Below are 23,178 nucleotides of genomic sequence, written 5' to 3' on the forward strand. Positions count from 1 at the left end.
CGCCTTGTTTAAAGCGTCTAGTAGCGGTTTTTATCTATGACTTCAAAATTATCACCTAATCGCAGCTCTTCTAACCTACATGAAGACTCAGCTTCAACATTGCCAAACCAAACGTTAATCGCGCCAGAGCTGCTTGCACCTGCAGGCAGCTTGCGCAACATGCGCTACGCCTTTGCCTATGGCGCTGATGCTGTTTATGCTGGGCAGCCACGCTACTCGCTTCGCGTAAGAAATAACGAATTCAGCCTTGAGAACTTAGCGATAGGCATAAAAGAAGCACACGCTCTAGGTAAAAAGTTCTACATAGTAAGCAACATTGCTCCCCACAACAGTAAGCTACGCACTTACTTAAAAGATATTTCACCAGTAATTGCTATGAAGCCCGATGCGTTAATTATGTCAGACCCAGGACTGATTATGATGGTGCGCGACGCCTTCCCTGAAATGCCTATTCATTTAAGTGTACAGGCCAATGCGGTGAACTACGCCACGGTGAAGTTTTGGCAGAATCAAGGCATAGAGCGCGTTATTTTGTCCAGAGAGCTCTCTTTGGAAGAAATTGAAACTATTCGCGAGCATGTTCCAGACATGGAATTGGAAGTGTTTGTGCATGGCGCGCTTTGTATGGCGTATTCGGGACGCTGCTTATTGTCTGGATATATGAATAAACGCGATCCGAATCAAGGCACTTGTACCAATGCTTGTCGATGGTCTTACGATGTTAATACAGGCAAGGAGAACGAAACTGGCGACATCGTTCAAGCCAGCGAAATTGATAAGGCAGTTACAACGCCTCAAGTGGTAATTCCTACCCTTGGTGAAGGCTCGCCAAGCTCCCAAGTGTTCATGTTAGAAGAAAAGGAAAAGCCTGGTGAACTGATGCCAGCTTTTGAAGACGAACATGGCACGTATATTATGAATTCTAAAGATCTGCGTGCCGTGCAACATGTAGACAAGTTAACCCAAATGGGCGTGCATAGTTTAAAAATAGAGGGCCGCACTAAATCACATTACTACTGTGCCCGAACCGCACAAGTTTATCGCAAAGCAATTGACGACGCGGTAGCAGGAAAGCCATTCGATAGTGCGTTAATGGGAAGCTTGGAAACCTTGGCCCACCGAGGTTATACCGAAGGGTTCTTGCGTCGCCATGCGCACCAAGCCTATCAGAACTATGAGTATGGTCACTCGGTTAGCAATAAACAGCAATTTGTGGGTGAAGTAATAGGTCGTTGCGAAGCTACTGGGTTTGCAATTATTGGTGTAAAAAACAAATTCTGTGTGGGTGACTCGCTAGAGTTGATGACGCCAAGCGGTAACATCACCTTCACTCTCAGTGAGATGCTGGATAAGAAAAACCATCCTATCACCGATGCCAAAGGTTCCGGACACCAAGTAAGAATACCGCTACCTTATACTGTGGATCTAGATTTTGCCCTATTGCTGCGAAACCTAGATGAGGGTGTTGATACCCGCAACCCGTTTCGCAAAACGAAAAATGCCGCAGACTCTGCAAGCATGAGTAAGGCATAACGCATGGCGCTGCATATTCTTGATAGTTGTATTAACTGCGACATGTGCGAGCCAGAATGCCCCAATACCGCTATAAGCGTGGGCAACAAAGTGTATGAAATAGACCCTTTGCGCTGTACGGAATGCGTGGGGCATTACGATGCGCCTACTTGCGTAGCGGTATGCCCTATTGATGTGGTTAAGCCAGACCCTAAAAATAAAGAGTCCTTAGATGAGTTAGCCGAAAAGTTTGTTCGTTTAACCCGGTAACATTATAGGCTTAAGCGAACTTTTGCATACATTAGAAAAAGCGTGACGCTAAAGCCATGGTTTTAGTCCGAAATACACGTAACCGAGTGAGTAAATCAGCCAACCAAAAAAGCAAATGGTAATTATTATCATTTGCTTTAGAGGGTTTTATTTTGGTAAGTTAAGGAAGACGTTATGTCACAGCCTAGCCCCCCTATTTCAGCAACTCATTACTAAAGAGATAAAAAATGATGAAAAGAGTGGCGGAAAACACATTTCTACTTGGACGTTTATGAATAAAGCACTTTTAAGCACACTCGTAACTGCATCGATTTACGGTTCGTTCGTTCCCGTTACGCAAGGACAAACTCAAGAAAGCCCAAATAACCCCACGCTAAGTAAAAAATCCTCGATTGAAAAAGAAGACATTGAGATTATTCGAGTTACCGGCACTAACCAGTCTCGCTACATTATTGACGCTAAAGATGGTGCTACTGATTTAGCGCTTTCTTTTCTAGAAAATCCTCGTAACGTTACACTTATACCTGAACAACTGGTTTTAGACAGAAAAATTACCACGCTTGATGAAGCGCTTCGAAATGCACCAGGCGTAAGTGCTGGCGACGGTTTCGGCGGAACAAACGATGACTTTTTTATGCGCGGCTTCAGACGGAATGCAGTCTATCGCAACGGCTTTAAAATAACGTCAAATTTTAAAGCTAATTTGTCGAATACCGAATACGTTCAATTGGTTAAAGGCCCTGCCGCTATTACTTATGGTCAAGTTGTTCCTGGCGGTGTTGTAGATGTTCGAACTAAACAGCCTATGAGTAAACAACGTATCGCTGGTGAAGTGCGCTATGGCTCATTTAAAGATAAATTTGCCATGATTGACTATTCTCAGCCTATCAGTGACGACCTCGACATTCGTGTTGTCGCTTCAACACAAGATGCAGAGAGCTTCAGGGATTTTTCAGATATAAAACGCGATACCGTTGCCTTTTCTTCTCGCTATTTTGTTAGTGATACCACTCAGATGAACTTAGCCTATGAGTGGCGTGATGAGTCTCGTCCTTTAGATAGAGGTACGATAGCAATTGAAACCTCAGAAGGCCCTCAAATTATCAACGACTTACTTGACGTACCTTTTAGTCAGCGTTTTGGTAGCCCATGGGAAATTGCCGAAATAGAGTATCAAATTGTAGAGTGGGGTTTTAAACACGAATTCAACTCAAATTGGAATATTGAAACTAACGTTGCATTAGAAGACTCTACGGGAAATGATCTTCAGTCTCGCCCTAGAATCGCTTTCGTTGTAGACGCAGATACACCAATTAACGACCAAGGTTATGTTACTGGCGCTTTTGACAGTGCCATTATCACAGCGGGTGCTATTTATGATGATCCTAGTGATCGCGTATATCTAGTTAAACGCTTAGACGGTAGCCGAGGCCGCGACATTGAATCGACCCTCGCCAACGTTAAACTACGTGGCAATTTTGAATTTGCTGGAATGACCCATCAGGTCATAATAGGCGCCGATTACATTGATAATAATACCACTCGCCAATTCGTTATCGGCGCTCAAACAGACGGCATTACAGCTCCGTTCCACAGCTTTATCGACCCTGTTTACGCGCTTTCCGATGACTTTTCTTTAGAGGGTGTTTCTGTTGATTCATGGAGCAATGAAGATAAAGGTTATTATGCAAACATCTTCACTAATATTACTGACTCGTTTTCCTTGCTCGCCGGTATTCGATATAGTGAAACCGAGTTCATCCGAGAAAGCAGCTCACCGTCACACACGCGCGCGTCTGGTATAACGCCACAGATAGGTTTAACGTACCGCCCATTTGAAACCGTTTCATTCTTTGCTTCATACGCAGAATCTTTCGAACCTAACGCTGTGGTGTCTAACAATACCGGTGCAGTAAAAGAGATTGACCCAGAAGAAGGTGAGCAAGTTGAGTTTGGTGTAAAAACCACACTGTTGAACGGAAAAGTACAGGGCTCGCTAACCGTGTATAATATCGACAAAGTAAATGTAGTCGACGGCCTAGACGCTAATGGTGATGTGTTGTTTATAAACGGCCGCTCTTCTGAAGGCGTTGAGCTTAGTGTTACTGGCCAGCCGCTAAACGGTATGAATATTTCAGTATCTTATGCGTATACCGACGCACAAGACAGGGATAGTGCTGGAGCAACACGACAAGCTGAAAGTATTGCTGACAATATTTTAAACCTTTACGCTTCTTATGAAGTTCAAGATGGAGACTTTGAGGGTCTAGGACTTGGTGCGGGATACTATTATGAGTCAGATAGAGTGATGGACGCTGAAGGTAACCTTTCTTCTCAGTTAAACTTAGGTGATATTTCTTTAGTCGATTTATCGGTATGGTACACACTTCCTACGTCAAGTATGTTTGGAAAGTCAGGAAATGTGCGCTTTCAACTAGCTGCCAAGAACGTATTTGATGAAGAATACTATGGCGCAGGATTCACAGTACTGCGTATCCCATTAGGTGCACCGCGTACAGTAATAGCGTCGTTATCATTCGACTTTTAAGTAATGGTTCACGCCAAAATTAAGCAAGCGCGCAAAAGCGCGCTTTAATTTACTCGTTTTAATTTAAGTAAACAGATACTTCCCTTAACTGGTCGTGTCTGTTTCGTTTAAAGGTTTGGTGGTAAGTGGCAGCAAAAAACCGAAAGAGTTTAAAGAAACTATACAACTGGCATGCATGGGTTGGCTTTCACCTTGCGACCTTAATGTTTGTTGTGTTGTTCACTGGCACTATCGCCAGTGTGTCTAACGAAATAGACTGGTTAATTTTTAAAGAATTACGCGCTTCAGAAAAACCACAAGGGCGAAGCAGCATACCTACAGACGATGACTGGATTGAAATTTACGCATCGATAAAAGAAGCGTACCCTAATGGCCAGCCTCGCTATATGCTCGCAATGGGTGAAGACTACCTTACCTTTCGCGCAACAATTGAAGACGATGCTATTCACAATGAATTTGTACAGGTAGATCAATGGACATATGACGTTACTGGCACCATGCCTAGGCTCTCGGTTCAACGCTTTTTCCGCGATTTCCACAGATATCTTTTTATGCCTGCCGTTCCCGGTATTATCTTCGTTTGTGCTATGGCTTTCATATTAGCCATCTCTATATACACCGGATTGAAAACAACTAAAAACTGGCGAAAAGCGCTGCTTCGCGTTCGTTTTAATAAAGGAAGTCGAATAACATTAAGCGATTTGCATAAATTTATGGGGCTATGGGGAGTATGGTTTTCCGTACTAATTTGCGTAACCGGCTTATGGTATTTTTATGAATTTGGCTTCCGCGTAGCAGGTGGCAGCGTTGAGCCACAAGCTCCCAAAATTGAGCGTATACAGCAAAGCAGCGATGTTGCCGCATCAAAACGCCAGCAAAATGAAGGTATTTATTTAACCCCACAAGCGTTTAATAAAGTAATACGTATAGCGCAACGCGCACACGACAATTGGCACATTACTTCTATTTTAATTCCAACCGATAAGACTTCTCCTATTCAAATGCGTGGTGTTAAAAACAACCCTTTGTTGCGAGATAGAGCATACCGTGTATTTATTCATCCGGATACGTTTGAAATAGTAAGCACGTTTACACCTGAATCCATAGGTGTTAACGCGTATTTAAACGAATACGCTGACCCGATACATTTTGGTACGTTTGGTGGTATTTGGACCAAAATAATTTGGTTTATGTTCGGTGTTGCACTTACTGCAATGTCGTTTACAGGTGTTTGGATGACATGGAAACGCACCAAGTCGACGTCATTAACACGAGCACAAATTAGTACTTTACCCATTTTTGTGCTAGCAGCTATAGCATTCTATTTTTATGTGGGGCGGTTCACTTAAGAAATAATCCGCTCTCATCTTTAATAATTTACTTGAATAGCATGCAATAGTGATCATTAATGCCGTATTGTTTGAACTGGCATAATCAATAAGGGTTTTATTGTGAAGTTTGCCTCTCGCGCCACCGCTATTTCTCCATTTCTCGCCATGGCTTATGGCGAAAAAGCCACCGAACTAGAACAACAAGGTAAAGACGTTATTCGTCTTAACCTCGGCGAACCTGATTTCGGCGCTCCTGCGCCTGTACTCGCAGCAATAAAAGAAAGCTTGGATGCTCCAAATTTTCCCTATACGTCGGCGTTGGGCCTTCCAGCACTGCGTGAAGCGATTTCACAGTTTTATAAAACTAAGCACGACGTAGCGGTAAGCCCTTCAAGGCTTGTCGTGACCGCAGGCGCTTCTGGCGCGTTGCTTTTGGCTAGCGCCGCCTTGGTTGAACCGGGCGACAATGTGATATTAGGCGACCCCTCTTACCCCTGTAATCGGCGTTTTTTAAACGCATTTGGCGCAGAGGTAACGCTAGTGCCAACTCGCAGTGAGGATAACTTTCAACTGACCGCTGCAAGTGTGGCCGAAAACTGGCAACATAATACGAAAGGCGTGCTTATTGCCTCCCCAGCCAATCCAACAGGTACAGCAATAGACTCAGAAGAGTTGATCAAAATTGGCGAGTTCTGCAAATCTAAAGGCGGTTTCTTAGTGGTTGATGAGATTTACTTAGATCTATCGCTTTCGGCTAAACCCGATATTCATACAGATGCTTCCGCTCCCCAATCAACCACCCACGCTGATACCAAACTTAAAACCGTGCTTGCGAATACTAAGCTACAAGAGACAGTGGTCGTTATAAACAGCTTCTCCAAATATTTTGGCATGACAGGCTGGCGTCTTGGCTGGTGCGTGCTACCTGAAACAATGACCCCTATCGTTGAAAAACTTGCGCAGAATTTGTTCATTTGCCCTTCTACCCTTTCTCAAAAAGCTGCCCTTGCGTGCTTTACCCCTGAAGCACTGGAGCAGTGTGAGCAAAACCGCAAAACGCTGGCTGAGCGTGCCTCGCTTGTTTTTGACGCGCTGCAAGATATGGGGCTTAGTTTAGAAACGAAGCCTGACGGTGCGTTTTACGCTTACATCAATATCAAACGAACAGGCTTAAATGCTATTGAATTCTGTGATTCCCTGCTCTCTCGCTATCATGTGGCCCTAACACCTGGCAATGATTTTGGTGAACACAATGCCCACCATTACGTACGGCTGTCTTTCGCTACTAACACTGAACGTTTAAATGAGGGGCTTTCACGCCTTGCGAAGTTTGTTCAGTCGTTAATTTAAACGGCTTCGCCGCCCGCCGTTTAGTTTCGTGAATAGACAAATATTACCGAAAAAAATGATAGATATCTGCACTTGTGCGTATATTGAGTAACGCATTTTGATGACATGTGTCGAAACGAAATACAACAGGACAAAACAATGAGTAACGAGCGGGAATTTGATGTAGTTATTTTCGGTGCTACAGGTTTTACGGGTAAATTAGTGGCTGAATATTTTCAGGCGCAATACGGCAGCGACAACAGCGTTAAATGGGCAGTTGCTGGTCGTAACGAAACCAAGTTGAATGACGTAAAACAGGAACTAGGCATTAGTGATAGCGTTGCCAGCATTGTAGCCGACGGTGACGATGCCGAAGCCCTAGATGCTATGACGAAGCGCACAACCGTTGTACTTACTACTGTGGGCCCATACCAGATTTACGGTGAAAAGTTACTTTCTGCTTGTGTCGATAACGGAACAGGCTATACGGACCTATGCGGTGAGCCGGCCTGGATGCATCAAATGATCAATAAATATGAAGCAAAGGCCAAGGAAACTGGCGCAAACATTGTCTTTTCGTGTGGCTTCGACTCTGTTCCTTTTGACCTAGGTGTGCATTACCTTCAAGAGCACGCTAAAAAGCAATCGGGCGATGTAATCGAATATGTAAAAGGCCGTGTTCGCAAAATGCAGGGCACGTTCTCAGGCGGCACGGCCGCAAGTTTAAAAGCGACCATGGCGGCCGCACACAAAGATAAGTCTGTTATGGCGGCACTTATTAACCCACATTCGTTAACCGATGGCTCGTCAAATCAACCGCAGCCCGATGGTAACAAACCTTACTTCGACGAACAGTTAGGCACTTGGGTTGCGCCATTTATTATGGCAGCCATTAATACTAAAAACGTTCATCGCACGAACTATCTAGGTGGATTTATCTACGGTAAGAACTTTCAGTATGATGAAATGATGATGACAGGTCCCGGCGAAAAAGGTGAAGCCATGGCGAACCACATTGCCAAAGATAAGTCGCTTGCAAGTGATGATGGACCTAAACCGGGCGAGGGCCCGAATAAAGAAGAGCGTGAAAATGGCTTTTACGATGTGATGTTTGTGGGTACCGCGACCAATGGCGACATGTTGGCCGTATCGGTTAAAGGTGACAAAGATCCGGGCTATGGGTCTACCAGTAAAATGATTTCAGAATCGGCGCTTTGCCTTTGCAAAGACGTGAACTTGTCTGGCGGCTTCTTTACCCCAGCCGCCGCCCTTGGCAACAAACTAATTAGCCGCTTGGAAGAAAAGGCAGGCCTTACGTTTACCATTGAAAAGTAAAGATAAAATAAAACAAATACTCTAAAACGAAAGAGGCTGAATATGGGTTGCATTCAGCCTTTTGCTTTTTTCAAACCTGTAATTTTTAAACCCGAATAACGTTCAATGCCTTAAAGTATTTTACGCATATACTTCAACATGCCGTAAGTCTAGATCTTTCGGGTGCTAAAATTAATGAAAGCGAATGTAGTCTAAAATCCAGTTTATATAGGTTTGCATAGCGCTTGAGCATCATATGCACGAACAAGGATTTTATAAATTGAGATTTCATGTCCGACTCCAAAGTAAAAAAGCTCTATTTAATAATTTGCAACGAAATATCCCAAAACCACCTGCAACCCGATTTGGCGTTTTTAGCTTTTGAGCAAAATACACCAAAAACGTATTTTACTATTTATAACGATGGGTTATGGTTTAATTATGTTTAAAACCAAACGGACAAAAAAACCGTTCTGGTTCGTTAAATCTCCCCGTTTAGGGAACGATTAAATTGTTAGGTGCTAATGGATAAACATTACCTTTCATGGATTATTGGAATTTCTCTCTGCATAATTGCTCCAGCCGTTATGTTCTCTGTATTTGGTCCTAATCCTTTAACTCTATTGTTTGTTTGCACCATCAGTGGAGCAGCAATGATTTACAGCATTAAACTTGAAACAAGTGCGCTAAAAGAAAAAAAGATAGACGTAAGCCAAGGAAGTAAAACAGGAAATGCGTTGGCAAAATGGCTCGGGATTATAATGTTATTGGTTATTGTTTTGCCCATTTTACTGCGAGTGTTCGGGGTTTTATGAAGCACGCACCTAACAAAAAAATGAAGTCACTCACTTCGTTCGCTGGGACGCATACATGCGGGGCGGCTTCGCCTTTATTCCCCACATGCCTGCGCCCCTTATTTAAAAGTTATGTGCAGGTGTATGATTTGAGTTTCAGATGATCGATTTTAATGTTCAAATAGGCAAGGATACTTTCGGAACTTTTGTTGAGACGGAAAATTACAACGATTTAGATGAATTGGAAGATCTACTTATTGAGCAGTTTTCTATCATTCCCAAAAGTGTTATTGACGGTTCTGCCAATACTGGTGGGCTGTTTAGATTGTATTTCAACGATAGCGTAAGCGCTGAAAAACTAGATCAAATCATTAGCAGCTTGAGTTCGTCAAATGGTAAAACAAGCTCGTAGTAACATTTGCACATAACAAAAAAATTATGTCGCCCGCAGGCGGGCTGGGACACAAACAGACAGGCGGCTTCGCCATTATAGCCTGCATGTTTGTGCCCCATATTTAAAAGTTATGTGACTCAGGATATTCATGGATAGAAACACTAAAAAAGCACTGAGATGGGATTCTGGTTACAGAACTAAACCAATCAAACCAGACAGAGCTTCCTTTCCAAGTGGCAAGTATTCTATGGCGTATGCTTGCCTCGACTGCAAAACCTCTTTTCAACGCAGCTTTCCTGGTGCTCCATGCGATTATCCATTGCACGGCCAGTGTGTTTCTTGTGGTGGTGTTACTTATAATTTAGGCCGGCATTTCAAAGCACCAAAAAAGTCTGATATCGCCCAATGGAAAAAGGTGGCATACCTCGTCCACCATGGTTTCTATTTTCAAAAAATCAGGCCTATCAAAAATAGCTATTGCAACGTTTCTTACCCTTCAACGTTGGCAGAAGCTAAAGTGTTTGTTAAAAAGTATAAAAAGCATGCTCTTATTTAGGGTAAAGTCACATAACAAACAAATTATGGCACTCGCTGCCGCTCGCTGGGACGCAAACATGTGCGCGGCTTCGCCATTTTTGCACACATGTCTGCGCCCCATATTTGGAAGTTATATGCCAAGGAAAATTTTCCACTATGAATCTAAAAATAGTAAAAGCTGATTACAACAACGAAAAACACGCTCAAGATATTCCGTTTCTTTTAAACGAGTATGCTTGTGACCCAATGGGCGGTGGAAGCCCTTTGTCAAAAACAACTATGGCAAATCTTTCTTCTGAACTATCAAAAATCCCACAAGCTTTTAGTATTTTAATATACGTCGACGACTCACCAGCAGCTTTAGCCAATTGTTTCGAAGGGTTCTCGACTTTTTCGTGCAAGCCTCTTGTCAACATCCACGACATATGTGTTCACAAAAAGTTTAGAGGGCTAGGTCTCAGTCAAAAATTACTTGAAAAAGTGGAATCAATAGCCAAAAACTTAGGCTGTTGTAAAATAACACTAGAGGTATTAAGCAATAATAACATCGCTAAAGCAGCGTATGAAAAATTTGGATTTAGTAGTTACGAATTAGACCCAAGCGCTGGTAGTGCTGTTTTTTGGCAGAAAGCATTGGGCATATAACAACCCAATCAACGCACTCACTTCGTTCGCTGGGACGCATACACGCGGGGCGGCTTCGCCATTATGCCCCACATGTCTGCGCCCGTTATTGGAAAGATAATTTAGGGGTAATTTTAATGAAAAGGGCGTTTCTTACAGTTATCACGGTTAGCCTAATCTTATCTAGCAACTATACGATTGCGAAGACTCTCAAAAGTACAGAGTATGAATTTATTGGACACTGGATTTTCAGTAAGGCAGAAACAATTGAAAGCTTTGAAAATTCAGAAATGAATGAAGAAGAAGTTCATAAATTCTCAAAGATATTAAAAAATCAGGAAATAGTAATATCTGACGGCCTATATTCTGTTTATCCAAGTAGAGGAAACCCCGTAAGAACTCATTTCTCGCTAATAACTCCACCGGATGATGAAGGCTGCTTTGTCCTTCAATTTGAAGACACAAGAATACCTCTGGATATACAACAAAATACATTCTGCATCAGAGAGGGGAAACTTCTATTGCCCGCTCCAAAGGGCGCAGAGGAAGTCTATAATAGAAAATTATAACAAACACATTAAGTCGCTTCGCTGGGACAGTAACACGTGGGCTCTGTCGCTTCGCTCCATATTTTAGCCCACGCATTACTGCCCCTTATGTGGGTGTTAGCACCTATTTAATATAGAAGGATTTTTTAGTGGGATTAATTTTCAGAGAAGGGACGCCGGTCAAAAACAAAGTAATTTTGATATCATTTTTCGCTTATCTCGGTTTAACCTTTTATGGTATGTATGCAAACTTTTTAGTCGACGAATCTATTTATGAAAAACTGCTCTTACTGAGTTTTTTGATTTCAGCTATCATCATTGGTTTTGCACTTTATCTACTTTTTAGCCCTAAGTACGCATCTTACTATCCACCAAGACCGGAAGGAAAACAGAGGGTTTTTATGGCCTTTTGTTTTTTCCTCTTCATACCATTTTTTTCGGTTTGTGCTATCGCAAAAGGTGCTCCCGCTGGTATGCATCATCTTTTCGCTCAAAAAGCTCAAATTAAAGTCACGGTAAAAAGAAATACAACTTCAAAGATGTGTGGTCACGGAGTAAAGGTTAAAGAGTATTCTCTTTTTTTAAATGAAGAGGTTTGCAATTTAAAGACAAATGACTGGTACGAGTTAAAGGAAAACGACGACTTACTTTTAATTGGAAAAAAATCGGTTTTGGGCTTTTCTTATGTTCAGTACGAGAGCTAACAAGCGCTTAACTCGTTCACTGGGACAGCAACGCAGCGGCGCTTCGCGATTATACCGCTACGTCACTGCCCGTTAGCTTAGCGTTAGCTGTAGGACTTACCCAAACTTAGTGGACATCTCCTATAGTTAGATAAGAGGTGACTTATGGCTAATAAAAAGAAGGTTTATGCTTACACTGAGGAGTTTCGTAAAGAGGCTGTTCGTCGAGCAGATCAGAAAGGAAACTCCAACCAATCGGTGGCCGCAGAGCTGGGTATTTCCGCGCAACAAATCTACAACTGGCGTCGACAGTTCAAGCGCTGTGGCGGTAATCAATTCTCAACTATTCAAGGTGTGAAGTTTCATCAAGAAGACTCTGAAGAGGTGCAAGCCCTCAAGCGCCAGCTGGCCGATCTCAAAGAAGAGAATGCGTTTTTAAAAAAGGCTGCCGCGTACTTTGCGAGCGACCAAGAGTAAAGTACGCACTCATTAAAGTGTATGCGGGACAATTCAGAGTAACGGTGATGTGCCGGACACTTAAAGTCTCTCGTTCTGGCTATTACAAGTACCTTACACGTGGTATGCCCGCATATCAGCAGCGGCGAAAACAGCTGCGTGAGCACACCATGGCGCTCTTTGAGAAGTACCAAAAGCGCTATGGCGCACCTAGATTAACGCGCGCCTTGAAAGCAGAAAACGTTCCCTGCTGCGTTAATACAATTGCCAAAATCATGCATCAGCTACAATTACGCGCTCGTAACGGTAGAGCGTTTCGATACTCGCAATATAGCCACAGTAATGTGCGCGTGAGTGAAAACGTTTTGCGCCGACAATTTGTAGCAACAAAGCCCAATACAAAGTGGGTCACTGACATCACTTACATTCGATTTAAAGGCCAATGGCATTATTTGGCGACTGTGATGGATTTGTACTCAAGAGCTATTGTTGGCTGGGCGTTTGATGGTCATATGACCGAAGAGCTTATTATACGCGCACTTAATATGGCGATTAGCCGACGAGACATAGCGCCAGGGTTAATCATTCACTCCGACAGAGGTGTTCAATATCGCTCTGTGCGATACCAAGATCTGATAGTGAGCATCGGTGCTGTGTCCAGCATGAGTAGAAGAAGCAACTGCTGGGACAATGCCGTAATGGAGTCATTCTTCAGTCGTATGAAAGTCGAACTCATATACGGCGAGAAATTCAACTCGCTTCAGGAAATCAAATCTTGTATCTTCGAATACATAGAAATTTTTTATAATCGCGTGCGTCAGCATTCTACATTGGGCTATGTCAGCCCGTATGAATACGAAGCGACATACGCTTAACATGGACGTCCACTTTTAGTGGGTAAGACCACTGTACAAAGGAAATGTAGTGTTAAACTCAAAAATCTCTCTCTTATCAAAAGTTTTATTTGTTTCTCTGTTGTTTTTAATGCAGTGGTTTACTACAGAGGAAAAGTGGTGGTCTGGTGCGCTAGTATTTTTCATATTGGCTTTCTATCTAGCGCCAAAATCCGTGTCTAAATTTGCTAGTCAGTTTCTTAATGCTGTTAATGAAAATGATAAATCTACGGCTATTAAAGCTGCTTTAAAAATGTGGTTTACGGCACAAGGTTATTTTCTAGGTATAGCTTCTATCTATTACGTTTTGATAGGCATTATTGCCGCAATTGGAAAAATGTCATTGCACATTGATGGCTTTGGGGTGGCAGGAGTATTTTGGCTTACTAAAGTTGTTGGCTTAACACTAGCTAATGTCCTTCTACTTCCAGTAGTTATATTGTTTTCAATATATATTTTTAATCGCTGTATAAGTACAGCTAACAATCAAATTCATCCGACGCCAAACAACGGCGCGGTTGATTAGGGCGTTAGGCCTCAGTTAACTATGTCAGATTTAAAGCCAGATTATTCAAGTTACTCAGTAGCCGAACTTAATGAAGCAAGAGAGTCAATTGATAAACTCCAATTTCCTGAAAGATTTTCTGAAATACAATCAGAACAAGCTACATTTTGGCAATGAAGGACATGCGAACAAGTAGTGGCTGTAACTAACACAAAAGATCGAGAAACAAGAGGCGCTGTTTCAAAGGCAATATTCGAAAAAAGGTTTTCACTTAAGCCATCTGTTACAGTTAGCCCTAAACAACTCTCCCCTAAAGAAAAGACAGAGCGTTGGCGTACAGGTTGGTCAAAGGTTTTTTAACGTAATGCCGAGAGCATATACCATTCGTATAAACTCGCTCGCAGGTTCGCTGAAACAGTAAATGCCATACCCTCTCAACTCTCGCGATTTGCCTTCCTTTTGATTTAACTAAAAAATTTTCATAAAACTGCAGTAATAACTTTACACACCCAAACAATAATGATTATCATTTTGATAGTTACTTTCAATATATAACTATAAAATCATAATTTAAAACGGAACAACAATGAGATTTAAAACACTGGCACTAAGTATTGCCGCAGCACTCAACACAACCGCACCAGCGGTTCAGGCCGAAATAACAGGCGCAGACTCACAGGAATTCGAACGAGTTGTTATTACGGGCCAGAAGATTGACCGAACGTTACAAGAAACGCCTACTAGCGTTGCCGTTGTTACAGATGATGAAATCCAGAACCAAAACATCCTTAACATTTCCGACGTTTTTTCTCGAATCCCGAATGTTTCTGGCGATTTGCGTCAGGGTTTTAGTATACGTGGTATTGATGCCTTTAACGTTTCTGGCGGTGGTAACAGCTTTTTAACCAGTGTCTATTTTGACGGTGCACCACTACCCTATCGCGTAATTCGCAATGGCGGCTTGTCGGTTTGGGACTTGTCACAAATCGAAGTATTTAGAGGGCCGCAATCAACGCTTCAAGGTCGTAATGCGTTGGCTGGAGCCGTGATTATGCGTTCACAAGATCCAACCTATGAATGGGGTGGAAAAACCAGACTTACGCTTGGTGAATACGGACAACAAGAATTTGCCGTTGCCGGTGGTGGCGCTCTATTAGACGATCTCTTGGCTTTTCGAATGAGCTACGAAGACCGTAATTACGATGGCAGTATTAAAAACACTACGCTAAATGACCGATCGGATTACGAAGAAAGTGAAACGCTACGCGCCAAAATACTCTTTGAGCCAAGTGACAATGTTAAAGCATTATTTACTTTCACAAATACTAAGAGTGATTTGGGCCCGCAGTGGGCATTATTTGAATATGGCGAAGGGTCGGCGTTTGATCGTGAAGTATGGACTAATACGCCAATTTGGGAAGGTACCGACACCGACATTTATACACTAGAACTCGATTGGCAAATTAATGACCTATGGTCTTTGACCTCTGTTACCACAAAAAATGAGTCTGAATATGGCTATCTCTGGGATGGCGATATGACGCCAGAACAAGTCACGCTAGATAACACTTACACAAAAGTAGACGATACCTTCAGCCAAGAATTTCGTTTTGTGTTTCAGGGCGATGCGTTAGAAGCGGTGTTCGGTCTGTATACATCAACCTTAGATGTTGAAGACAAAGCCGCTGGTGAACGCCTTATTTCTCTTGCCGATGTGGGTATTCCAGATCTGGCCACTCTACTTGGTGCACCAGCGGAATTTGGAGGTTTTGGTCTGCCAGCGCCTGTCGTTGCTATGGTTGTTCCATTATATCCAGATATCGATCCCATACAGCTTGGTTTGGGCTCCTCAACACAACAAGAAGTAACAACATCTGCCATTTATGCCGATTTCACTTACGCCATTACCGAGCAGTTAGACTTATTGGCGGGTCTGCGTTACGACTACGAAGAGCAGACGAACAGTGCTGATAACTTATACACCATCAACAATCAACTACCCGACCCAACTAACGAAGCATATGTTGCTTCTGGCTTGTCTCCGGTTATTGCTGGTATTAATGCCGCATTGAATAGTCTCGCGTCTAGTGCATCTGGAGTAGAGCCGGCCTCTAACGCCGACTTTGACGCCTTTTTACCCAAATTAGGTCTTAGCTATCACTTTGATGACAATCTAACCACCAACTTTATTTATCAACAAGGTTATCGCTCTGGCGGTGTTGGAACTAACATCACCCAATCTAAACTTTATACCTACGACCCTGAGTATACTGATAACTATGAATTGTCGTTGCGTTCAGTTTGGTTGGACGGCAGTTTGATGGTAAATGCCAGTGCATTTTTAACAAAATGGAAAGATCAGCAGATATCAGTGCAGTACTCTACTGCCAGATACGACATAGAAACAGTGAACGCGGGTAAATCAGAAATAAAAGGGCTTGAAGCAGAACTGTTTTATTACCCTAGCAAACAAATGAGCGTTACCGCTGGCATCGGTTATGCTAAATCAGAATTCACAGAGTTTGACTTCACCGTTCCAGCCACCGGCGAAGTCAAAGATTTTGCAGGTAAAGAGTTTCAAGACGCACCCACTTGGACTGCAAACCTAGCGGTAAATTATAAATTTGAGTCAGGTTTGTATGCTAATGTCAACGCGAACTATGCTGATGATTCCCCTGCGTATCTCGATCCAGCAAACATTTTGCCTGAAGCAGAGTACGCAAGAAATCCAAACCCAACCAATGATTCACGTGTGTTAGTGAATGCGCAAGTGGGCTATGAGTGGGAAAATTACACCTTGCGATTTGATGTAACTAACTTGCTTGATGAAGAATATATTTCAACATTCTTCTCTGATGGTGACGCGACAGATCACGCGCAAAACTATGGTCAGCATCAACTTGGCAGACCAAGACATGCAAGTGTTTCGCTTCTTGTGAAATTTTAATAATTAGCGTGTGTTGACCTTTTTGGTGTGTTTTACCCTGCAGTTCAAACGTTCTAACCACTTGGAAGGATAAGCAGGCCTACATTTACTATTGAGAATTAAAGTTAAAGTAAAACATACCCGCTTAAACGAAAAAGGCTGAATATGGATCATATTCAGCCTTTTGCTTTTTTCACACGTGTAGTTTTTTATGCCAAAACAGCGTTAAGTGCCTTAACACATGCATCTGTTTCTGCGGGGGTTCCAACACTAATACGCGACCACGAATCGAATCCCGGCCACGTGCGTCCTACTACTTTAATGCCTTGCGCCTTCATTTTTTCAGCAAACTTATCGTGTGGCATACCTGTGTCCAAATAAATAAAATTACCTTGTGGGTTAGGTGCGTAAGGACGTCTAAGCTCTTTTGCTACATTAACTAATTTATCGCGCTCGGTTTTAATACGTGAACGCATCATATTTAAGTTGTCATGGTCGTCCATACTTGCCATGCCAGCCACTAGTGCTAAGTAATTCACACCGCCCATTCGTAGCATACGCCCCATGGTTTTAGCTTGTTCTGCAGGCATAATCGCATAGCCTAAACGCTGGCCAGCCATCGCATGAATTTTAGAGAACGTGCGGCAAATCACCACATTGTGCCCTTCTGCTACTAGCTTCGACTGCACGTTAGCTGGGTAAGCATCAGACATTTCAATGTAGGCTTCATCAATGAACACCTGTGCTTTCTTCGATACGCGTTTTGCAAAGGCAGTTAACCTAGCCGCGTCTACCATACTGCCTGTAGGATTATTTGGGTTGCACACATAAACGGCAGTAGTATCGTCGGTAACTGCTGCTTCAATGGCATCCAAGTCAAAAGTCATATCATCCGCTAGCGGCACGTAAGTTACCTCTGCACCCATGAATTCAGCGCCTCGCGGCACACCTTCATAAGTTGCCATAGACGTCACAAGCTTATTACCATTTTTCGTAATCCAGTCAGCATAGCCAAACAGAATAGGTGATGAACCATTTGTTATTACAATTTGGTCCTCAGACACCCCTTCTTGTTTAGCAATTTTCTGTGCTAACACTTCAACTGTAGCGTCGGTATAACGCGCGAGATTTAAGAGCTCACTTTGCATCGCCTCTGCAGCTTTCTTTGACGGTCCAAAGGCATTTTCATTTGACGATAAGCGAATAAGACCGTCGTTCACATTAGGGGTAGCTGATGGAAAGTGTTCGGTTTGCATACCTGCTGCGCGAAGGTCGCCGACAATACTATCGACACTGGTTGTTAGTGCTACCGCTCCTGCACCTAAACCCACTGACTTTAACCAATTACGACGTGAAGAGTTCACCGTGGTTTGTTGTATGTTTTTATTCATATTTCGCTCTACCTTCCATCCACAATATCTTTAGACTAAAGGCTTAATTTCGAACACGCAATAGCCTAATAACGCTAAACCATTGACCTACATGCACTTTTTACGTGCATGAAACGCACTAAAATTGACAAAATAAGAAGTTTTAATGTGTTAAGTCGTTACATTGCGGTGCAGTACTACCTAAATTATTCAGTCGTTTGCGATGAATGACATTTTTTCTGGTATTTGCAGCAACTACTAAGCACTCTTCTTGCGGAAATATCTAGAAAGCATCATCCATTAGTCATGCAAACCTAATCCATCTTTACAAATACCGAGTATGAAACATAGCAACATTAACATTTCACCTACCTTGTAAAACAGGAGTTCAATATGGCTAAGGACCACGGTAATCAAATAAAAAACGACGATACTTACGAAGCCCTTCGCGACGAAGGTTATAGTAAAGAAAAGTCAGCGCGTATTGCCAACGCACAAGCCAATAGCAAACAAACGCCGTCGAAGGATGGCGGAAAAGGCAGAAAGTATGAAGACCGTACTAAAGATGAGCTTTACCAAAAAGCCAAGGAAGTAGATATTGAAGGCCGTTCAAAAATGAGCAAAAACGAGTTAATAGATGCGCTGCGACATCACTAATTGCCACCGGACGAACTTAACAGCAAAATATGTGGCCAAACTTTCAATAGGCTGTATTAACCGCTAAGTAGTTACTGGCGGCATACTACGACAATGTTGTCTACCGCCTACTGCTGATTAAAGTTTTCTGGATAGCGGTTTCACGCGCTACTCTACCATGCAAAACCCATTGAGTTTGTTTCCGTCCAAGTCTCGGAAATACCCTGCATAAAACCCTTTTTCGGCATCTTCTGGCCTAAAGCCCGGAGCGCCTTCGCATGTACCACCCAGCGATAGTGCTTTTTCATAAAACGCCTTTACTTCATCTGGCGTTTCAAGATAGAACGCTGCCATATTGCCATTTCCTTTTTCAGCAGGCTGTTTATCAAAAGGAATAGTCACACCAAAAGACGTTTCTTCTGGTTTTCGTGCCCACGCAATAAAATAGTTGTCTTCTTCCATAAAGCGTGATGCACCAATAGTTCCAAGCAACGCATCGTAGAACTCACCCGCCCGAGCCAAATCGTTTGTTCCTACCAACATATAGCCAATCATTTTTATCTCCTTATTGAAAAATCAGTTACAGCAAGTACATCATATTCATTGACTACTGACAGTAAGTGTCAGTAGTGTTTTCTTATCCTTATATTCCCTCTTAGCGAACGGATGGCTGTAATGCGAAAAGCAGAACGACTCAACGAAATTGTGCACTATTTAAGAAGGATGCATCAGGCAATAACCGCTGACACGTTGGCCGATACCTTTGAAGTAAGCTCTCGCACCATATACCGAGATATTCAGGATTTAATAAACGCAGGTACACCTATTACTGGCGAAGCGGGTGTGGGCTATATCATAAATAAACAGTACCATCTCCCCCCAATTATGTTTGATGCCGACGAAATTGAAGCCATTGCACTTGGCATAAGCATGGTAAGCAATTGGACTGATGAAGCGTTTGCGCAAAAAGCCAAAAGCGCATACTTTAAGATCCAAGCAACGCTTACAGCGCCAATGCTTCATGAACTTACTCAAATAAGTACATTTTCTGCCCCTAGCCGTTACAAAATACCTTGGAAAGTGAATTTTACTGAAGTGAGGGAGTGCATTAGGCGTAAGAAATACGTTAGCTTTACCTACTATGATTTAGAAGAGCATCAAACTGAGCGAACCATCCGTCCGTTAGCGCTTGTCTCGTTCAGTCCTGTTTGGTTGCTTGGCGGGTGGTGTGAACTACGCCAAGACTTTAGAAACTTCAGGCTGGACAGAATTAAGCACTTTACGCAATTGAATTCCTGTTTTCGTGACGAAAAAGGTAAGACACTGGTCGATTACCTTAAAACGAGCAGCGACGGCGTGTAGAACAAAGAAATAACTGCTATTTGTCCACGCTCCTACCTAAGTGAACCCCAACGATGAAACGTACTTCGCTATCAATAACTCAAAAACTCGAACGCGGCAAGAATTAGCAGTTTTTGCACTATGCTAGGTCGCTGCGAAGGACAAACATCTAGTTACCCTACTTCGCACAAACTCTCTCCTATACAGTGATGCGTCGTACCGCATTTCTACAACCTCATACGTTGCGCCAGCCAGTCAGCCAAAACTGTAAATATCATAAGCACTGTATTTTCACCAAACAAAATCAGCGAGTGCATTGAAATCTCAACTAGATCCCCTTCTTTTAACCTTCCAAACAAATAATTAGTACTCTATTAAATTAATTTTCCAATTCGTTCCTGCATTACTTCAATTAAAATAGCTATATTTTCCCAAAGCACTCAGCATTCGCTAAAACCCTAGATAATACGCACTTCTCCGGACAATATGCCTTTCCCCAAAAAGCCCCCTAACAATCCAATAATCAACACTTACATTCAACTCTAACATTTATTAATAACCGTTCTTCCCCCAACTGCATTGAACTATTAGAGCTATTGCCTTATTATTTATTTTAATTGAACGTTCATTTAACAAAAAAATGACATATGAAATCCATCAATGAACGGTATGTTTCAAAGATGGGATTAGTAATTACAAACATTTATTTACAACACAAATTTTCGATAAAACACAACACTCAACGGATAAGGAAGACACATGAAGACTTATGCGCCGAACAAGATGAGCATTATTGCGCTATCTGTCATTTCAGCCATGTCGTTAACTGCGGCCAATACCTATGCACAGGAAGCCAACGCTCAATCAAAAATTGAAAAAGAAGAAAAGGATGTTGAGAGTATTATCGTTACTGGTCGCAATGTTTCATACGCAAACAGTGCAGCGTCAGCGGAAATGAAAAAGCAACAAACGTCAATGACAAGTGTACTTGCACTTATTGATAACCTTCCAGGTGTACTTGTTACCGAAGGCGACCCATTCGGCTCAGATGAGTGGTCTACCAGTATCTCTATTCGTGGCTTTCAGCTGAATCTGGAATCTCAGCAAATCGGTATGACCGTGGATGGCATTTCAAATGGCAACTCAAACTACGGTGGCGGCACAAAAGCGAGCCGCTACATCGATACAGAAAATTTACGCAGTACAGAAGTTTCACAGGGTACAGCTGATATTAGCTCTCGTTCTAACGAAGCGCTTGGCGGCACTATGGACTTCACGACTATTATGCCTGCGTTAGACGAGCAACTAACGGTAAGCACTACTATCGGTGAAAATAACGCGAACAAAATATATGTGCGCTACGATACTGGTGAAATTGCACAAGATACGTTTGCGTGGATGTCGCTTTCTACTCAGCAAAACGACGATTACATGGATGGTTCTATCACTAACACTCGCGATCATCTGGAAGGTAAAATTATTTCAAGGGTGGGCGAAGTTGATATTACTGGTTACGTGTCTTATGACGATGCTCAAGAATACACTTATCAGCGTATTTACGGTCTTGCTCAATATGAGCAGAATTCTGAGTGGGACGGCCTCACTGAAGATTGGTCTGGAATACCTTATCAAGACCAAGTTTTTCGTGAGGGTTGGGTTACAGAGCGCGAAAACTTCTTCACTTATCTAAAAGCAGATTTTACTCTAGGCAACGTAGATTTCAGCACGAATGTTTACTATCACGAAAATGAAGGTGCTGGTAAATGGATCCCCTACTACATTGCCGATGTTACAGACGACGGAATTGGCAACCCAAATTCTGAGTTAGATACATCAACTACCGCCTATGGTGGCTCTTCGCAAGGCTTTATTTACTTCGTAAATCGTGACGGTGAGACCCTTTCTCCTTTAGAAGGTTGTGCAAGCTCAATTAGTTTTCCATATGGTGGCGGAGGACCAGAAATGGACCCAGGTTGCTATGAGCAGGGAGCAATCCCAGTCAGCTCGCAACGCCACACCCACTACGATAAAAAGCGTTACGGGGTAAATGGTGACTTCGTTTGGTACACCACTGTTTCTGATATGGATAACATGCTACGTGGTGGTTTCTGGTACGAAGACTATGAGCGTTCTGAATACCGTGACTGGCATAAAACTATTGATGCAGCTACAGGCCCTCGTGCCGAAAACACGCCCTATTGGATCCAATACGACCGTGAATTCCCTGTAGAAACACTCATGTACTATATCGAAAACGAGCTTGATGCTGGTTTTGTTAAAGTACGTTTAGGTGCTAAACAATTTAATGTCGATGTGTCGAAAGAAGACCAGTTTGTTCCTGAGAACGACTTAAATGTTTCTTCTGACTCTGACGTATTGCTTTCTGCCGGCTTTGTAGCCCCACTTCCAATACGTGGATTAGAGCTTTTTGGTGGTTATGCTGAAAACTTTGCTGCGGTAAAAGACGCTGTACTGGAACGTGACGATACCGACGTGAGTGCAGTAGAGCCTGAAACCGCTGATAACATCGATATTGGTCTTCGATATTCTACACCAGGTTTTAACGCCAGCTTGACCTACTACAACATCAAGTTCGAAAACCGAATTACTTTTGTAAGTAATGAAGACGTATCTGGTATTGATTTCTTAGAAGCGGCAGCAGGTGGCTATATCAATGACGGCGGTATTGAATCAGATGGTATCGAAGCCTCTATCGACTATAGCATCACCGATAATCTGGGCCTTTACGTTTCTTACACTAAGAACGACTCAACTTATACCGATGATGAGTTCAGTGGTAATACCGTAATTGGTACACCAGAAGATATGATTGTAGTGAGTTTCGACTACGCGAAAAACGATTTTTACGCAGGTATCAGCACCAAATATGTGGGTGAGCGCTTCCTAGACCAGGCCAATACGCAAGAAACTGATTCCTATGTTGTCAGTGACCTATATTTAGGAAAGACAATTTATGACATAGGCGGTGGCTTAGATAGCATTGAGCTTAGTTTCACAATAAACAATGTATTTGATGAAAAGTACCTTGGTTCAATCGCACCAAACGCCGGGTGGATCGGCGCGCCTCGTATTGCAGCACTAAATGCTAAATTTGTGATGTAACGTAACAATAATTACGGCCGCGGTTAGCTTACTGATCGTGGCCT

The 23,178-nt window shown here is 42.7% G+C and carries 20 protein-coding genes and 1 pseudogene; 19 read left to right on the top strand and 2 right to left on the bottom strand.

Annotated elements, in window-relative coordinates; translation table 11 throughout:
• Positions 1-36 precede the first annotated feature (36 nt).
• From trhP to V7R42_RS10995, 16 genes and pseudogenes are all read left to right on the top strand, one after another.
• Entirely contained in the window at positions 37-1,533 is a 1,497-nt protein-coding gene (trhP, locus tag V7R42_RS10920; RefSeq protein ID WP_334020243.1) for a prephenate-dependent tRNA uridine(34) hydroxylase TrhP, read from the top strand.
• Positions 1,534-1,536: 3 nt separating this feature from the next.
• Positions 1,537-1,782, top strand: a complete 246-nt coding sequence (locus V7R42_RS10925) for a YfhL family 4Fe-4S dicluster ferredoxin (protein WP_334020244.1) — start codon at positions 1,537-1,539, stop codon at positions 1,780-1,782.
• A gap of 271 nt (positions 1,783-2,053) precedes the next feature.
• Positions 2,054-4,330, top strand: coding sequence for a TonB-dependent siderophore receptor (locus V7R42_RS10930; protein WP_334020245.1), 2,277 nt, complete (start codon positions 2,054-2,056; stop codon positions 4,328-4,330).
• A gap of 125 nt (positions 4,331-4,455) precedes the next feature.
• Complete coding sequence (locus V7R42_RS10935) at positions 4,456-5,679, top strand: PepSY-associated TM helix domain-containing protein (RefSeq protein ID WP_334020246.1); 1,224 nt, start codon at positions 4,456-4,458, stop codon at positions 5,677-5,679.
• A gap of 102 nt (positions 5,680-5,781) precedes the next feature.
• Entirely contained in the window at positions 5,782-7,011 is a 1,230-nt protein-coding gene (locus V7R42_RS10940) for an aminotransferase class I/II-fold pyridoxal phosphate-dependent enzyme (protein WP_334020247.1), read from the top strand.
• A 138-nt stretch (positions 7,012-7,149) separates the two neighbouring features.
• Positions 7,150-8,325, top strand: coding sequence for a saccharopine dehydrogenase family protein (locus V7R42_RS10945; protein WP_334020248.1), 1,176 nt, complete (start codon positions 7,150-7,152; stop codon positions 8,323-8,325).
• A gap of 503 nt (positions 8,326-8,828) precedes the next feature.
• Entirely contained in the window at positions 8,829-9,119 is a 291-nt protein-coding gene (locus tag V7R42_RS10950) for a hypothetical protein (protein WP_334020249.1), read from the top strand.
• A gap of 139 nt (positions 9,120-9,258) precedes the next feature.
• A complete protein-coding gene (locus V7R42_RS10955; protein WP_334020251.1) occupies positions 9,259-9,510 on the top strand; it encodes a hypothetical protein in 252 nt (83 codons plus the stop codon).
• A gap of 130 nt (positions 9,511-9,640) precedes the next feature.
• Positions 9,641-10,048, top strand: coding sequence for a hypothetical protein (locus V7R42_RS10960; protein WP_334020252.1), 408 nt, complete (start codon positions 9,641-9,643; stop codon positions 10,046-10,048).
• A 137-nt stretch (positions 10,049-10,185) separates the two neighbouring features.
• Entirely contained in the window at positions 10,186-10,674 is a 489-nt protein-coding gene (locus V7R42_RS10965) for a GNAT family N-acetyltransferase (RefSeq protein WP_334020253.1), read from the top strand.
• A gap of 116 nt (positions 10,675-10,790) precedes the next feature.
• On the top strand, positions 10,791-11,222 hold the full coding sequence (locus V7R42_RS10970; RefSeq protein ID WP_334020254.1) for a hypothetical protein: 432 nt from the start codon (positions 10,791-10,793) through the stop codon (positions 11,220-11,222).
• A gap of 128 nt (positions 11,223-11,350) precedes the next feature.
• Positions 11,351-11,905 (top strand): hypothetical protein, encoded by a 555-nt coding sequence (locus V7R42_RS10975; protein ID WP_334020255.1) that lies wholly within the window; start codon positions 11,351-11,353, stop codon positions 11,903-11,905.
• Positions 11,906-12,049: 144 nt separating this feature from the next.
• Entirely contained in the window at positions 12,050-12,361 is a 312-nt protein-coding gene (locus V7R42_RS10980) for a transposase (RefSeq protein WP_334020256.1), read from the top strand.
• Positions 12,361-13,215: pseudogene (locus tag V7R42_RS10985) on the top strand (IS3 family transposase); the annotation flags it as partial. The gene V7R42_RS10980 and the pseudogene V7R42_RS10985, both read left to right, overlap by 1 nt.
• 49 nt (positions 13,216-13,264) lie before the next feature.
• On the top strand, positions 13,265-13,759 hold the full coding sequence (locus V7R42_RS10990; RefSeq protein WP_334020257.1) for a hypothetical protein: 495 nt from the start codon (positions 13,265-13,267) through the stop codon (positions 13,757-13,759).
• Positions 13,760-14,324: 565 nt separating this feature from the next.
• On the top strand, positions 14,325-16,685 hold the full coding sequence (locus V7R42_RS10995; RefSeq protein ID WP_334020258.1) for a TonB-dependent receptor: 2,361 nt from the start codon (positions 14,325-14,327) through the stop codon (positions 16,683-16,685).
• Between the two features lie 188 nt (positions 16,686-16,873).
• On the opposite strand, the gene V7R42_RS11000 is transcribed toward V7R42_RS10995, so the two are convergent.
• On the bottom strand, positions 16,874-18,055 hold the full coding sequence (locus V7R42_RS11000) for a pyridoxal phosphate-dependent aminotransferase (protein WP_334020259.1): 1,182 nt from the start codon (positions 18,053-18,055) through the stop codon (positions 16,874-16,876).
• A gap of 372 nt (positions 18,056-18,427) precedes the next feature.
• On the opposite strand from V7R42_RS11000, the gene V7R42_RS11005 reads away from it, so the two are divergent.
• Positions 18,428-18,691 carry a DUF7218 family protein gene (locus tag V7R42_RS11005; protein ID WP_334020260.1) on the top strand — a complete coding sequence of 88 codons (264 nt, stop codon included), beginning with the start codon at positions 18,428-18,430 and terminating at the stop codon, positions 18,689-18,691.
• Positions 18,692-18,838: 147 nt separating this feature from the next.
• Here V7R42_RS11005 and V7R42_RS11010 read toward each other — a convergent pair whose 3' ends face one another.
• Positions 18,839-19,225, bottom strand: coding sequence for a VOC family protein (locus tag V7R42_RS11010; protein WP_334020261.1), 387 nt, complete (start codon positions 19,223-19,225; stop codon positions 18,839-18,841).
• Positions 19,226-19,345: 120 nt separating this feature from the next.
• Here V7R42_RS11010 and V7R42_RS11015 point away from each other — a divergent pair, with 120 nt between their 5' ends.
• Together V7R42_RS11015 and V7R42_RS11020 are read left to right on the top strand one after the other, a co-directional pair.
• Positions 19,346-20,032 carry a helix-turn-helix transcriptional regulator gene (locus V7R42_RS11015; protein WP_334020262.1) on the top strand — a complete coding sequence of 229 codons (687 nt, stop codon included), beginning with the start codon at positions 19,346-19,348 and terminating at the stop codon, positions 20,030-20,032.
• Positions 20,033-20,770: 738 nt separating this feature from the next.
• Positions 20,771-23,134: a TonB-dependent receptor domain-containing protein gene (locus tag V7R42_RS11020; RefSeq protein ID WP_334020263.1), complete on the top strand. Its 2,364-nt coding sequence runs from the start codon at positions 20,771-20,773 to the stop codon at positions 23,132-23,134.
• Positions 23,135-23,178: the final 44 nt, after the last annotated feature.

The sequence above is a fragment of the Alteromonas sp. S015 genome (assembly GCF_036864485.1).
Classification (GTDB): Bacteria; Pseudomonadota; Gammaproteobacteria; order Enterobacterales; family Alteromonadaceae; genus Alteromonas.